General features: G+C 66.0%; 9 protein-coding genes. 5 read left to right on the top strand and 4 right to left on the bottom strand.

Annotated features, from left to right (window positions below; translation table 11 throughout):
* Window positions 1-3 precede the first annotated feature (3 nt).
* On the top strand, window positions 4-1,014 hold the full coding sequence (locus AWJ14_RS01485; RefSeq protein ID WP_425349601.1) for an SPFH domain-containing protein: 1,011 nt from the start codon (window positions 4-6) through the stop codon (window positions 1,012-1,014).
* Window positions 1,011-1,469, top strand: coding sequence for an NfeD family protein (locus AWJ14_RS01490; RefSeq protein WP_066173929.1), 459 nt, complete (start codon window positions 1,011-1,013; stop codon window positions 1,467-1,469). Before AWJ14_RS01485 ends, AWJ14_RS01490 begins: the two co-directional genes overlap by 4 nt.
* A 26-nt stretch (window positions 1,470-1,495) precedes the next feature.
* On the opposite strand, the gene AWJ14_RS01495 is transcribed toward AWJ14_RS01490, so the two are convergent.
* Complete coding sequence (locus AWJ14_RS01495; RefSeq protein WP_066174782.1) at window positions 1,496-2,491, bottom strand: KpsF/GutQ family sugar-phosphate isomerase; 996 nt, start codon at window positions 2,489-2,491, stop codon at window positions 1,496-1,498.
* Window positions 2,492-2,783: 292 nt separating this feature from the next.
* On the opposite strand from AWJ14_RS01495, the gene AWJ14_RS01500 reads away from it, so the two are divergent.
* Window positions 2,784-4,220 carry an outer membrane beta-barrel protein gene (locus AWJ14_RS01500; protein WP_171904798.1) on the top strand — a complete coding sequence of 479 codons (1,437 nt, stop codon included), beginning with the start codon at window positions 2,784-2,786 and terminating at the stop codon, window positions 4,218-4,220.
* Between the two features lie 48 nt (window positions 4,221-4,268).
* Here AWJ14_RS01500 and galU read toward each other — a convergent pair whose 3' ends face one another.
* Complete coding sequence (gene galU, locus AWJ14_RS01505) at window positions 4,269-5,156, bottom strand: UTP--glucose-1-phosphate uridylyltransferase GalU (protein WP_066173932.1); 888 nt, start codon at window positions 5,154-5,156, stop codon at window positions 4,269-4,271.
* Window positions 5,157-5,347: 191 nt separating this feature from the next.
* Here galU and AWJ14_RS01510 point away from each other — a divergent pair, with 191 nt between their 5' ends.
* Window positions 5,348-6,565 (top strand): lytic murein transglycosylase, encoded by a 1,218-nt coding sequence (locus AWJ14_RS01510; protein WP_066173935.1) that lies wholly within the window; start codon window positions 5,348-5,350, stop codon window positions 6,563-6,565.
* Window positions 6,566-6,622: 57 nt separating this feature from the next.
* The gene (locus AWJ14_RS01515; RefSeq protein WP_139112492.1) at window positions 6,623-7,789 is read left to right on the top strand and encodes an SGNH/GDSL hydrolase family protein; all 1,167 of its coding nucleotides are present in this window, start codon (window positions 6,623-6,625) and stop codon (window positions 7,787-7,789) included.
* An 81-nt stretch (window positions 7,790-7,870) separates the two neighbouring features.
* On the opposite strand, the gene AWJ14_RS01520 is transcribed toward AWJ14_RS01515, so the two are convergent.
* Both AWJ14_RS01520 and gltB read right to left on the bottom strand, forming a co-directional pair.
* Entirely contained in the window at window positions 7,871-9,325 is a 1,455-nt protein-coding gene (locus tag AWJ14_RS01520) for a glutamate synthase subunit beta (protein WP_066173946.1), read from the bottom strand.
* Between the two features lie 178 nt (window positions 9,326-9,503).
* Complete coding sequence (gltB, locus tag AWJ14_RS01525; protein ID WP_245304087.1) at window positions 9,504-14,225, bottom strand: glutamate synthase large subunit; 4,722 nt, start codon at window positions 14,223-14,225, stop codon at window positions 9,504-9,506.
* Between the last annotated feature and the right edge of the window lie 461 nt (window positions 14,226-14,686).

A 14,686-nucleotide genomic window follows, 5' to 3' on the forward strand; every position in this document is an offset into this window, starting at 1 on the left:
GGCATGTTGGGACTGGGACTGGACATCACGGTTGGCGTGATCGTCGTCATCGCGCTTCTTGTTCTGTTTTCGGCGGTCAAGACGGTGCCGCAGGGCTATGCCTATACGGTCGAACGCTTCGGCCGCTACACCCGCACGCTGACGCCCGGCCTCAACCTTCTTGTGCCGTTCATCGACCGCATCGGCCGCAAGATCAACATCATGGAACAGGTGCTCGATATCCCCACCCAGGAGGTCATCACCCGGGACAATGCCTCGGTCTCGTCCGACGCGGTCTCGTTCTACCAGGTGCTCAACCCGGCCGAGGCCGCCTACCAGGTTGCCAATCTCGAGCTGGCGCTCATCAACCTGACCATGACCAATATCCGCTCGGTGATGGGCTCGATGGATCTCGACGAGCTCCTTTCCAACCGCGATGCCATCAATGACCGGCTGCTCCGGGTGGTCGACCAGGCCGCTGCTCCCTGGGGCATCAAGATCACCCGTGTCGAGATCAAGGACATCGCGCCGCCGGTGGACCTGGTCGAGGCCATGGGCCGGCAGATGAAGGCCGAGCGCGAGAAACGCGCCGAAGTGCTGGAGGCCGAAGGTTTCCGCAACGCCCAGATCCTGCGCGCGGAGGGCGCCAAGCAGTCCGCCATCCTCGAGGCCGAAGGCCGCCGCGATGCCGCCTTCCGTGACGCCGAGGCGCGCGAGCGACTGGCCGAAGCCGAGGCCAAGGCCACGCAGATGATGTCGACTGCCATCTCCGAAGGCGACCCCGCCGCGGTCAACTATTTCGTGGCGCAGAAATACACCGAAGCGCTCGGCAAGATCGCCACCGCCAACAACCAGAAGGTCATCCTGATGCCGCTCGAAGCCTCGGCGCTGATCGGCTCGCTCGGCGGCATCGGCGAGATCGCCCGCGAGGTCTTCGGCCGGGATGGCGCGCAGCCCGCCCCTGCCCGGCAGGCACGCGCGCCGCGGCCCTCCACGCCCGGCATCTCCGGACCCGGCAGGGAACCCGAGGCATGATCGCGCAGGTTCTGAGTGAACTCGGTCCCTGGTCCTGGTGGATCGTCGGCCTCGTCTTCCTGGGGCTCGAGATCCTGGTTCCAGGCGTGTTCCTGCTCTGGATCGGGCTTGCCGCCATCGTCGTGGGCGCACTGTCATTCCTGCTCTGGGGCGCGGACCTGTGGAGCTGGCAATTGCAGATGCTGGTGTTTGCGGTTCTCTCGCTGGTCTTCGCGGTGGTCGGCCGGCGCATCACCGCCGCCAATGCCCGCTCCGACCAGCCGATGCTCAACCGCCGCGTCGAAGGCCTGGTCGGCCGCACGGCAACGCTTGAGGAGCCGATCCGCGACGGCAAGGGCCGGGTCCGGCTCGACGACACCACCTGGATCGTTCAGGGACCGGAAATGCCGGCGGGCGCCCGGGTGCGCATCGTCATGGCCCAGGCCGGCTGCCTGACGGTGGAACCCGCAACCTGACCGGCGCCTGACGCGGGACGCGGCTTTCAGGCGACGCCGATCCGCAGAAGATCGTGGAAATGGACGATGCCGACCGGCAGGCGGTCCTGATCGGTGACGATCAGCGCGCCGATGGCATTCTTGTTCAGGATCGCCATCGCCGTGCTCGCAAGCGCGGTCGGCGCGACGGTCTTGGGTTGGCTCGTCATGATCGCATCGATCGGCAGCTCGACCAGGTTGCGCCCCAGATTGCGCGCCACGTCGCCATCGGTCACGATACCGATCAGCCGCCCGTCAGCGCCCGTGACCCCGACACAGCCGAACTTGCGCTGCGACAGCGTCATGATGGCATCCTGTGCGGGCGTGCCCGAAGGCACCAGCGGCACCGACTCGCCGCTGTGCATCACATCGGCCACATGCGCCAGATTGGCACCGAGCTGGCCGCCGGGATGGAAGGTGTGGAAATCGCCTGCCGTAAACCCCTTGGCCTCGAGCAGCGCGACCGCGAGCGCATCGCCGAGCGCGAGCTGCATCAGCGTCGAGGTGGTGGGCGCGAGCCCGTGCGGGCAGGCTTCCTGTTCGCGCGGCAACAGCATGACGATGTCGGCCTCGCGGGCGAGCGCCGAATGCGCGCCCGCGGTAAAGGCGATCAGCGGGATCTGGAACCGCCTGGAATAGGCGACGATGCCCTTGAGCTCCGCGCTTTCGCCCGACCAGGAGAGAACGATGATCGCGTCGTCGCGGGCGATCATCCCGAGATCGCCGTGATTGGCTTCGGCAGGATGCACGAAATGCGACGGCGTGCCGGTGGAGGCGAGCGTGGCGGCGATCTTGGCGCCGATATGGCCACTCTTGCCGACACCGGTGACGATCACCCGCCCGGTGATGCCGCCGAGCGCCTCGACGGCGCGCACGAACGGGTCTGCGAGGCCATTGTCGAGCGCTTCGGCGAGGGCATCGAGCCCGCCGCGCTCGGTCAGGATTGTACGACGCGCGGAAAGCCGCATCTCGTCGGCCGGGTAACCTGGGATGATCTTCTTCATCGCGCCGGAATATCGCTTTGCCGCGCCCGTGTAAATCAACCTCGTCATGCTTGCGGCAAAGCGTCCGTTCGAAACCTTGCGTTAACCACAAGTGTTTACGGTTTGCAAAGATATGGCTGGCTGCGGACCCGAACACGCTATGCGCAAGCAAGATACCACTGCTCCGACATCGGCGCGTCGCGCAGGCCTGCGTGCCGGTGCGCTTGCGCTCGGCGTGTTCGCGTGCAGTCCGGCGGCCTGGGCGCAGTCCGCCCCCGACACAGACACAGACACAGACACAGGCGCCTACGCGTTGCGCGGCACGACGTCGCAGCCTTCCGATGCCGCCTCCCGCGCGGCCGCGACACTCTATGGCGCGCTGCCCGCGCCCGCCACACGCCCGAGCCCCATACCCCGGGACCCGGCCGCGGCCGCGGCAAGCTCCGGCGCATCCGCGCGGACCATCGCGACCGAGCCGACAACAGCCGGCGACCAGACCGGATCGATCGGCCCCGTCTCCGACCTCAGCCAGGCCGACCGGGACTATGCCGAAAGCCTGGGCCGCCAGAACGAGCGCACCGGAACCGTCGACGGGCTGAGACGGATCCCGTCGACCGGCGCCGACACGGTCCCCGGTTTCATGCTGGGCACGCTCACGCTGCGGCCGACGATTGGCGAGCGGGTGGTGCACGAATCGGTCGACTATGGCAGCTCGAAGACCAGCCGGGTCTACAGCGAGACCACCGTATCGGGCACGTTGCAATCGGACTGGTCGCGGCACCAGCTCACCGTCGACGGCGCCGCCAGCTTCCAGAAGAACCTGTCCGGCACAGGAACGGAAGAGCCGAGGGCGAATATCGACGCCCGGCTCGACCTCGACCTCGTCAACGACGTGACCGCGACGCTCGGGGCGGGCTATTCCTATTCCGAGGAAAGCCGGACCGACCCGAACGCCATCGCCGGGGCGACCGCGCAATCGGGCATCCACGAGTTCCGTTCCAGTGTCGGGCTTCGCAAGGATCTCGGCCTGTTGCGCGGCACGACCACGTTCGAGGTCACCCGCAGGCTCTATGGCGACGCCACCTCCGCGAGCGGCGCGCCCATCAGCGTCGATGACCGCGACACGCTCGGCGCGGAACTGACCGCGCGGGTGGGCTATGCCCTCTCGCCGGCCCTGATCCCGTTCCTGGAAGCCTCCGTCGGCCGCGAGAAATATGACCAGCGCATCGACAACACCGGCGCCGAACGCTCGTCGATCACTTATGGCGTGCGCGCCGGCGCCGAATTCGACATGGGCGAGAAGCTCAGGGGCGAGCTTGCCGCGGGCTATGTGCTGCGCGACATCGACGACTCGAGCCTCGAGGACCTGAGCGGCCTGACGCTCGACGGGTCACTCGCCTGGTCGCCCCGGCGCGGCACGGATCTGAGCGCCGGCCTGACCACGAGGCTGGAATCGGCCACGGCCGCGGGCCAGTCCGGCTCGGTCGTCTACGGCTTCAACACGACGCTGACCCAGCAGATCCACTCCTCGGTGGTGGCGCGGCTGGGTGCGACCGCGGGACTGCGCGACTACGATCAGGCCAGCGGCCGCGCCGACCAGAAGAGCTACGGCGTGTCGACCGGACTCGTCTGGAGCATCAACCGCTACCTCGACCTGGAGGCGGATGCGAGCTACACCCGCACCCGGGAGCCGGGCGTTACCGACGAAAAGACCGCCCGCGTCGCGCTCGGGCTCAAGCTCCGGCGGTAGGCCGCCGCCGTCCGGCCGGACGCATAAGGGACGCGCCAGTGAGCCGGTTCAGGCGCCCGCGATCATCTTTTTCAGGCTGTCGGCCACCAGCGGCCTGATGTCGGCGCGATCGAGCGCATAGGCGACATTGGCCAGGATGAAGCCGTCTTTCGAGCCGCAGTCATAGGTCTCGCCGCGGAACGGATAGGCCGAGAACGGCTGCTGATCGGCAAGCTTGAGCATGGCGTCGGTGACCTGGATCTCGTTGCCGGCACCGCGTTCCTGCCGGGCGAGGATGTCGAAGATTTCCGGCTGCAGGATGTAGCGGCCGTTGATGTAGAAATTCGAGGGCGCCGTGCCCTTGGCGGGTTTCTCGACCATTTCGGTGATGCGGAAACCGCCGTCGAGGTCCTCGCCCTTGCCGACGATGCCGTATTTGTGCGCAAGCTCCGGGTCGCATTCGGCCACGGCCACGATGTTGCCGCCGACCTTTTCGTACAGCTCGACCATGCCCGACAGGCAGCCGCCATTCTCGCCGCGCATCACCATGTCCGGCAGCAGCAGCGCGAACGGCTCGTCGCCGACGATGTCGCGCGCGCACCACACGGCATGGCCCAGGCCCAGCGGCGCCTGCTGGCGGGTGAAGCTGGTGGCGCCGGCCTTGGGCAGCATCTCTTCGAGCGAGGCAAGCTCGGCGGTCTTGCCGCGTTCCCTGAGCGTGGCCTCAAGCTCGGTCTGGATGTCGAAGTGATCCTCGATGACACCCTTGTTGCGCCCGGTGACGAACACGAAATGCTCGATCCCTGCGGCGATCGCCTCCTCGACCACATACTGGACCACCGGCTTGTCGACCACAGTCAGCATTTCCTTCGGCACCGCCTTGGTGGCGGGCAGGAAGCGGGTGCCGAGCCCCGCAACCGGAAGAACTGCTTTTCTGATCTTGCGCGTAAGTGTCATGTCTTTTCCTCATTTCTCGTAAATGATGACGTCCGGCACATCCCGGCTGCTGATAGCAATACATAGCGTCGGTTCGTCGAAGGCAAACACAGCGCCGGCGGGGTGAATATGGTAAACGTTTTGTTGACGGCTCACGGATAGGATACCCGATCAGTCACCTATCACAGCCCCGAAAACAGGATGCTTGGAACATGATCCGAACACCCAGCAAAATCGTCCGCGCCGCAGCTCTGTGCCTCATCGCCGGACTGTCGGCCCCACTCCCGGCCCATGCCGATGCGGCGTTTCAACAATGGATCTCGGGCTTCTATGCCACCGCCGCCAAAGCCGGCATCACCCGCGCGACCTATGAACAGGCCTTCCGAGGCGTGACCGCGCCGGACCATGACGTGCTCGAAAAAGCGCGGTACCAGCCGGAATTCACCACCAAGGTTTGGGACTATCTGGATTCCCGTGTCAACCCCTACACCATCGCCAAGGGGCGGGAGATGGCCTCCCGTCACGGCAGGACGCTTGCGGCGATCGAGAAGCATTTCGGCGTGGACCGCAACATCCTGCTTGCCATCTGGTCGATGGAATCCAACTACGGCGAGATCCTGTCCAAGAACGACCGGCTGCATTACGTGCCGCAGGCGCTCGCCACGCTGGCCTATGCCGACAAGAAGCGCTCGAAATTCGCCCGCCAGCAGCTCATCGCGGCCTTGAAGATCCTGCAGGCGGGCGACATTGCCGCCCACGAGATGACCGGCTCCTGGGCCGGCGCGATGGGCCACACCCAGTTCATCCCCACGAGCTACCTGGCCTTTGCGGTGGATGCCGACGGCAATGGCCACCGCGACATCTGGAATTCGATTCCGGATGCGCTGGCAACGGCTGCCAACCTGTTGAAGAAGAACGGCTGGCGCACCGGCGAGACCTGGGGCTACGAGGCGGTCGCCCCGCGTGGCGGCGCCAAATACGAAGGCCAGACCAAGACCCTGTCGCAATGGGCAGCGCTCGGTTTCAGCCGACCGAGCGGCAAGGGCTTTCCCGACGGCAGCCGCCGCGCAGAGCTGAAGATGCCCGGCGGCGCCGGCGGTCCGGCCTTCCTGATGACGAAGAACTTCTTCGTCATCAAGCGCTACAACGCCTCCGATTCCTATGCGCTGGGCGTGGGCGTGCTGGCCGACGAGATCGCCGGCTACGGCGGCGTCGACCAGCGCTGGCCGCGCCCGGCCGGCATGCTCGACGTCAAGGAGAAGTTCGAGCTGCAAACGCACCTCAAGCGGCTCGGCTATTATGACGGAGAGATCGACGGCAATTTCGGATCGGGTTCGCGGGCCGCGATCGCTGCCTTCCAGTCGCGCAGCGGCTTGACCGGCGAGCCCCTTCCGTCGCAGAAGATACTGGACGCGATCCGCCGTCACTGAGCCTCAGGCAGACGACGGATCCCGGCCGGCCGCAAGCCCGAATGGAGATTGCCCCTCGTGCCTGTTCGTTTGTCTCGTCTGCGCCTCATCGCAGTCCTGCTGATCGCCTCGATCGGCGGGCTGGCGGTTTCGGCCGCGGTGCAACCGGCCGCGGCCCAGGAACGGGTTGAGCGGAAATCGCTGCTGCAGCTTCTGTTCGGTGGCGGGGAAAGCCGGAAACCGGAACCCGCCCCGCCTTCGAGCCGCACCAGCCGCGTCCAGAAACCCTCCCGCAGCGTGGTCTCCGCGCCGGCCCCGGAGCCGGAACCGGCCGTCGAGAAACTTGAAAATGCCCGAAAGATCCTCGTGCTCGGCGATTTTCTCGCCAACGGCGCCGCCGACGGCCTGACCGAGGCCTTCGCCAAGGCGCCCGGCGTGGTGGTGATAGACCGTTCCAACGGCTCCTCGGGCCTGGTGCGCGACGATTACTACGACTGGATCGCCGAAGCGCCCGCGATCATCGACGAGGTGGACCCCGCCATCATCGTGGTGCAGATCGGCTCCAACGACCGCCAGCAACTCAGTGTCAACGGCAGCCGCGAGCAGGTCCGCTCTCCCGCCTGGATGGCGGAATACGAGCGCCGCACGGACCGTTTCATTTCGGTGCTGCGCGCGCGCAAGACGCCGTTGTTGTGGGTCGGCCTGCCGGCCTTCAAGTCGCCCTCCATGACCACCGACATGGTGGCCCTCAACGGCGTGCACCGCAAACTGGTGGAACAGGCCGGCGGCGAGTTCATCGACATCTGGGACGGCTTTGTCGACGAAGAAGGCAAGTTCATCTTCACCGGCTCGGACATCAATGGCCAGCAGGTGCGGCTTCGTGGCTCGGACGGCATCAATGTGACCAGCGCCGGTCGCCGCAAGATCGCGTTCTACGCCGAAAAATCCGCGCGCCGGCTGCTCGGCGACGCCGCCGCCACCGGCAGCGCCGCGTTCTCGACCGATGACATGCCCGAAATCTTCATGCCGCCGGCCCCCACGGATACGCCCGCCGCGGTCATGCGCACCATGCCGGTGGCGATGACAGATCCGGAGCTCGACGGCGGCTCTGCGCTTCTCGACGGAATGCCCGGCAGCGCGAGCATGGTGCGCTCGCCGCGCGACAGGCTGGTGGTCGACGGCATGCTGCCCGAAGCGCCGGAAAACCGCGCGGACAACTACGCCTGGCCGCGCGCCAGGCAATAGCCCGGCGCGTCGCGCATTCGGAAATCAAGCTGGGGCAGGCCCAGTCAGGCGGGTCCGGTCAGGCAACCCAGGCCCCGATCCTCACCGCGGAAGATCGGTGGCGCCCATCAGGCTCAGGTCGATTTCGCGGGCAGCCTGACGGCCCTCCCGGATCGCCCAGACGACCAGGCTCTGGCCGCGACGCACGTCGCCCGCGGCCCAGAGCTTGTCCACCGAGGTGCGGTAGTCGGTCTCGTTGGCGGCGACATTGCCCGATCCGCGCCGGTCGGTGACGATCTTGAGCTTGTCGCCCAGTTCGCTCACCACGCCCTCATCGAGCACGCCGCGGAAGCCGATGGCGACGAACACCAGATCCGCCCGGATCAGGAATTCCGAGCCGGCGATCGGATGGCGCTTCTCGTCCACCTGGCAGCATTTGACGCCGGTCAAGACGCCGTTCTCGCCGACCATCTCGAGCGTGCCGACCTGGAATTCGCGGATCGCGCCTTCGGCCTGCGAGGAGGACGTGCGCATCTTGGTTGCCCAGTAGGGCCAGACCGCGAGCTTGTCTTCCTTTTCGGGCGGCTGCGGGCGGATGTCGAGCTGCGTCACCTTGACCGCGCCCTGGCGGAAGGCGGTGCCGACGCAGTCGGACGCGGTGTCGCCGCCGCCGATGACGACGACATGCTTGCCGCCGGCGAGCACCGGAGGCGACGGCCAGCCGACATTGTCGATGCTGTCGCGGGCAACGCGCTTGTTCTGCTGCACGAGATAGGGCATCGCATCGTGCACGCCGATCAAGTCCGCGCCGGGAATGCCGACCGCGCGCGGCTTTTCCGAACCGCCAGTATAGAGCACCGCATCATAGGTCGCGAGCATCTCCTCGACGCTCTTGTCGACGCCGACATTGACATTGCAGAAGAAAGTCACGCCCTCGCCTTCCATCTGCTGGATGCGGCGATCGATGAAGTGCTTCTCCATCTTGAAGTCGGGAATGCCGTAGCGCAGCAACCCGCCGGGGCGGCTTTCGCGCTCGTAGACGTGAACCTCGTGACCGACGCGTGCAAGCTGCTGCGCCGCCGCCATGCCGGCGGGGCCGGAGCCGATGATGGCAACGGACTTGCCGGTCTTCGCCGCCACCGGTTGCGGCACGATGAAGCCCAGCTCATGGGCCTTGTCGGCGATCGCCTGTTCCACGGTCTTGATCGTGACCGGCGCGTCCTCGAGGTTGAGCGTGCAGGCCTCCTCGCACGGCGCCGGGCAGATGCGGCCGGTGAATTCGGGGAAGTTGTTGGTCGAGTGCAGGTTGCGGATCGCCTCTTCCCAGTTGCCGTTATAGACCAGATCGTTCCAGTCGGGGATCTGGTTGTGCACCGGGCAGCCGGTGGGGCCATGGCAATAGGGAATGCCGCAGTCCATGCAGCGGGCCGCCTGTTTCTGGACTTCCTGGTCGCTCATCCGGATGGTGAACTCGCCGAAATGGCGAATGCGGTCAGACGCCGGCTGGTACTTCGCCGTCTGACGGTCGATTTCGAGAAAACCTGTTACCTTGCCCATACTATCTTCCTCACATCAGAGTGGCGGCCAGCAAGGCCCCCAGTACCGGCAGGCCAGGCCTATCGCCGCCCCGGTACGATGAATTCCATGTCGACCCTGGCATTGACGGCGCCGGCGACCGCCGCAGCGGCGATCGCGTCGGCCATCCGGAGCAGCCGGCGAGCGGCTGCCCCCGGCGTCACTCCGCCGCCACGCCCATGCGCATCCGCTCCATCTCGACCAGCGCGCGGCGGTACTCGACCGGCATGACCTTGCGGAACTTGGGACGGTAATCGGCCCACTTGTCGAGGATCTCCTTGGCGCGGGTGGAGCCCGTGAAATGCATGTGGTTGGAGATCAGCTGGAACAGCCGCTCCTCGTCATGCCGGGTCATGTCGCCGGAGACATCGACGCGTCCCTTGTGCATCAGGTCGCCGCCGTGGTGGTGCAGTTTCTCGAGGATGTCGTCTTCCTCGGGAACCGGCTCCAGCTCGACCATCGCCATGTTGCAGCGCTGCGCGAAATCGCCGGCCTCGTCGAGCACATAGGCAACGCCGCCCGACATGCCGGCCGCGAAGTTGCGCCCGGTTTCGCCGATGACGACGACGAGACCGCCGGTCATGTATTCGCAGCCGTGGTCGCCCACGCCCTCGACCACCGCGATGGCGCCCGAGTTGCGCACGGCGAAGCGCTCGCCGGCCACGCCGCGGAAATAGCATTCACCTTCGATCGCGCCGTAAAGCACGGTATTCCCGACGATGATCGACTTCTCCGCCACGATCGGCGAATTCTCCGGCGGGCGCACGATGATGCAGCCGCCCGAAAGCCCCTTGCCGACATAGTCGTTGGCGTCTCCCGACAGGGTGAAGGTCACGCCATGGGCGAGGAACGCGCCGAAGGACTGACCGGCGGTGCCGTTGAGCTTGACCTGGATCGTGTCCTCGGGAAGTCCCTTGTGGCCGAACAGCCGCGCCACTTCCCCCGACAGCATGGCGCCGGCGGAGCGGTCCACGTTGCGGATGTCGACATCGAATTCGACCGCCTGCTTGTGCTCGAGCGCGGGCTTGGCCTTCTCGATCAGCACCCGGTCGAGAATGTCGGCGATCGGGTGGTTCTGCCGCTCGGTCCAGTAGGTCTTCTCCTTGGGGGCGTCCGGCTTGTGGAAGATCCGGGAGAAATCGAGCCCCTTGGCCTTCCAGTGCTCGATCATCTGGTCCTTGGACAGAAGCTCGGACTGGCCGATGATCTCGTTGAGCGAACGATAGCCCATGGCGGCGAGCCATTCGCGCACTTCCTCGGCCACGAAGAAGAAGTAGTTGATGACATGCTCGGGCGTGCCCTTGAAGCGCTTGCGCAGAACCGGGTCCTGCGTGGCCACGCCCACCGGGCAGGTGTTGAGATGGCACTTGCGCATCATGATGCAGCCGGCCGCAATCAGCGGCGCGGTCGAGAAGCCGAATTCGTCGGCCCCGAGCAGCGCCCCCACGATCACGTCGCGGCCGGTCTTGAGCCCGCCGTCGACCTGCAGCGCCACGCGCGAGCGCAGGCCGTTGAGCACCAGCGTCTGGTGGGTTTCGGCAAGGCCGATTTCCCAGGGGCTCCCGGCATGCTTGAGCGAGGTCAGCGGCGATGCGCCGGTGCCGCCGTCATAGCCGGAGATGGTGATATGGTCGGCGCGCGCCTTGGCGACGCCGGCGGCCACCGTACCGACCCCCACTTCCGACACCAGCTTGACCGAAATATCGGCCTGGGAGTTCACGTTCTTCAGGTCGAAGATCAGCTGCGCCAGGTCCTCGATCGAATAGATGTCGTGGTGCGGCGGCGGCGAGATCAGGCCGACGCCCGGCGTCGAATGCCGGGTCTTGGCGATGGTGGCGTCGACCTTGTGGCCGGGCAACTGACCGCCCTCGCCAGGCTTCGCGCCCTGGGCCACCTTGATCTGGATCATGTCGGCATTGACGAGATATTCGGTCGTCACCCCGAACCGGCCCGAGGCCACCTGCTTGATCGCCGAGCGCTCCGGATTGCGGGCCCCGCCATAGAGCGGCATGTAGCGATCGGGCTCCTCGCCGCCTTCGCCGGTGTTCGACTTGCCGCCGATCCGGTTCATGGCGACGGCGAGCGTCGAATGCGCCTCGCGGCTGATCGAGCCGAAGGACATGGCGCCGGTGGAGAACCGGCGGACGATATCGGCCGCCGGCTCGACCTCGTCGAGCGGCACCGGCGCGCGGCCCGCCTGCTCGGCGGTGCGGATGTCGAACAGGCCGCGGATCGTGTTCATCCGGAGCGAGGAGCGGTTCACCATGTCGGCGAATTCGCGGTAGCGGTCCTGGGCGTTGCCGCGCACGGCGTGCTGCAGCAGCGCCACCGCGTCGGGCGTCCAGGCGTGCTCCTCGCCGCGCATGCGGTAGGCATATTCGCCGCCCACCTCGAGCGAGGTCGCCAGCACCGGATCGTTCGAGAAGGCGAGCCGGTGACGTTCGGCGGTCTCGGTCGCGACCTCTGCAAGGCCCACGCCCTCGATGGTCGTTGCCGTGCCGGTGAAATAGGTGTCGATGAACTCGCTCGACAGCCCGACCGCGTCGAAGATCTGCGCGCCGCAATAGGACTGGTAGGTGGAAATGCCCATCTTGGACATGACCTTGAGAATGCCCTTGCCGATCGCCTTGGTGTAGCGCGACACCACTTCGTAGGGATCGACCTCCGGCGGGAATTCGCCGCGCTTGTGCATGTCGAGCAGCGTGTCGAAGGCGAGATAGGGGTTGATCGCTTCCGCGCCATAGCCGGCGAGGCAGCAGAAATGGTGCACCTCGCGCGGTTCGCCGGTTTCGACCACGAGGCCGACCGAGGTGCGCAGACCCTTGTTGATCAGGTGGTGGTGCACCGCAGCCGTCGCCAGCAGCGCCGGAATGGCGATCCGGTCGGGACCGACCTGGCGGTCGGACAGGATGATGATGTTGTAGCCGCCGGTGACGGCTTCTTCGGCGCGGTTGCACAGCCGTTCCAGCGCGGCCTTCATGCCGTCCGCGCCCTTTTCGCTGTCATAGGTGAAGTCGAGCGTCTTGGTGTCGAACCGGTCTTCGGTGTGGCCGATCGAGCGGATCTTCTCGAGGTCGCCATTGGTCAGGATCGGCTGGCGCACTTCGAGCCGCTTCTTGCGCGCCGCGCCCTTGTGGTCGAGCAGGTTCGGCCGCGGACCGATGAAGGACACGAGGCTCATCACCAGTTCTTCGCGGATCGGGTCGATCGGCGGGTTGGTGACCTGCGCGAAGTTCTGCTTGAAATATGTGTAGAGCAGCTTGGACCTGGCCGACATCGCCGAGATCGGCGTGTCCGTGCCCATCGAGCCCACAGCCTCCTGGCCGGTGGTCGCCATCGGCGCCATCAGGATCTTGGTGTCTTCCTGGGTGTAGCCGAAGGCCTGCTGGCGATCGAGCAGCGAGACATCCTTGCGCAGCGCGCGCGGCTCGACCGGCTTCAGGTCCTCGAGGATCAGCTGCGTGCGCTCGAGCCATTCGCGGTAGGGGTGCTTGGCGGCGAGCGTCGACTTCACCTCCTCGTCGGAGATGATCCGGCCCTCTTCCATGTCGATGAGCAGCATCTTGCCCGGCTGCAGCCGCCACTTCGACACGATGGTGTTTTCCTCGACCGGCAGAACGCCGGCTTCGGACGCCATGATGACGCGGTCGTCATTGGTCACCACATAGCGCGCGGGCCTGAGCCCGTTGCGGTCGAGCGTGGCACCGATCTGGCGCCCGTCGGTGAAGGCCACGGCGGCGGGGCCGTCCCACGGCTCCATCAGCGCGGCATGGTATTCGTAGAACGCCTTGCGGTCGGGACCCATCAGGGCATTGCCGGCCCAGGCTTCCGGGATCAGCATCATCACCGCATGCGCCATCGAATAGCCGCCGCGGATCAGGAATTCGAGCGCGTTGTCGAAGCAGGCGGTGTCGGACTGCCCCTCATAGGAAATCGGCCAGAGCTTGGAGATGTCGCTGCCGAACAGCGGCGAGGACACCGATGCCTGGCGCGCGGCCATCCAGTTGACGTTGCCCCGGAGCGTGTTGATCTCGCCGTTGTGGGCGACCATGCGATAGGGATGCGCGAGCTTCCAGGACGGGAAGGTGTTGGTCGAAAACCGCTGGTGCACCAGCGCCACGGCGGTCTCGAACCGGGGATCGCTCAGATCCTTGTAGTAGGCGCCGACCTGGTAGGCCAGGAACATGCCCTTGTAGACGATCGTCTGCGTCGACAGCGACACGAAATAGAAGCCGTTGTCGCGGCCGTCGGTCTCGTCATAGACGCGGTTGGAGATGACCTTGCGCAGCACGAACAGCCGACGCTCGAAGTCGACCTGGTACTCAATCCCCTCGCCCCGGCCGATGAAAAGCTGAATGTGGCGCGGTTCGGTGGCGGCGATGTCAGGTGCCTTGGACAGGGACGCATTATCCACCGGCACGTCGCGGAAGCCGAGCAACACCTGGCCTTCGGCAGCCACCACTTCGGCAATGATGTTCTTGAGATGCGTGCACAGCGCATCGTCCTGCGGCATGAACAGGAAGCCCACGGCATAATCGCCCGGCGCGGGCAGGGTCACGCCCTGCAGCGCCATTTCCTCGCGGAACAGCCGGTCGGGGATCTGCGCGAGCAGGCCCGCACCGTCGCCCATCAGCGGGTCGGCGCCGACGGCGCCGCGGTGGGTGAGGTTTTCCAGCATGAACAGGCCGTCGCGCACGATCTGGTGCGACTTCACGCCCTTCATGTGCGCGACAAAACCGACGCCGCAGGCGTCGTGCTCGTTGCGCGGATCATAAAGTCCCTGTTTGGGCGGCAATCCAAAGGTCTGCATGGCGGCCGGCTTGCCGGCGGCGCCAGCTGCGGGAGCAATCGCATTCTGCAGAGATGATGGGTGATCTGCCATCTTCATTCCTCCTTCATGACCGCCGCGGCGGTTGGTCCCGGGCCGCCGTCAACCACCGCCCGGACGGCGATGCTTTGGTTCCGGATGCATCTGTTCGTCTGGCCTCGTGCGGCATGCTGGCCGCTCTTTCGATCAAGAGCGCACGGCGCACGTGTCTACCATGGAGGGGCAAGTGGGTCACCTTGTCCGGATCGTCGCTGCGATGACGGAATGCGGCGCTCACCCCCCTGCATCCGCCGGGACCTCGACCAGGCGGCCCGGACAGACACAAATAGGACAGCAAGGCTGTCCTATTTCTCGTGTTCTATGACAGAATGCAGACGCCAGCGCAAGAGACAAGACCGAAAAAAGCGGGGGTCTGCGACCGTAAATGATCCACAGGCGGGGACTCGCGCACGAATATTGCTCCAACGCGCCACATTCCGGTGTTTTGCTGTTTTCGCCCGGCGGACTGGAGATCC

This window comes from Parahoeflea olei (assembly GCF_001703635.1).
Lineage (GTDB): Bacteria > Pseudomonadota > Alphaproteobacteria > Rhizobiales > Rhizobiaceae > Hoeflea > Hoeflea olei.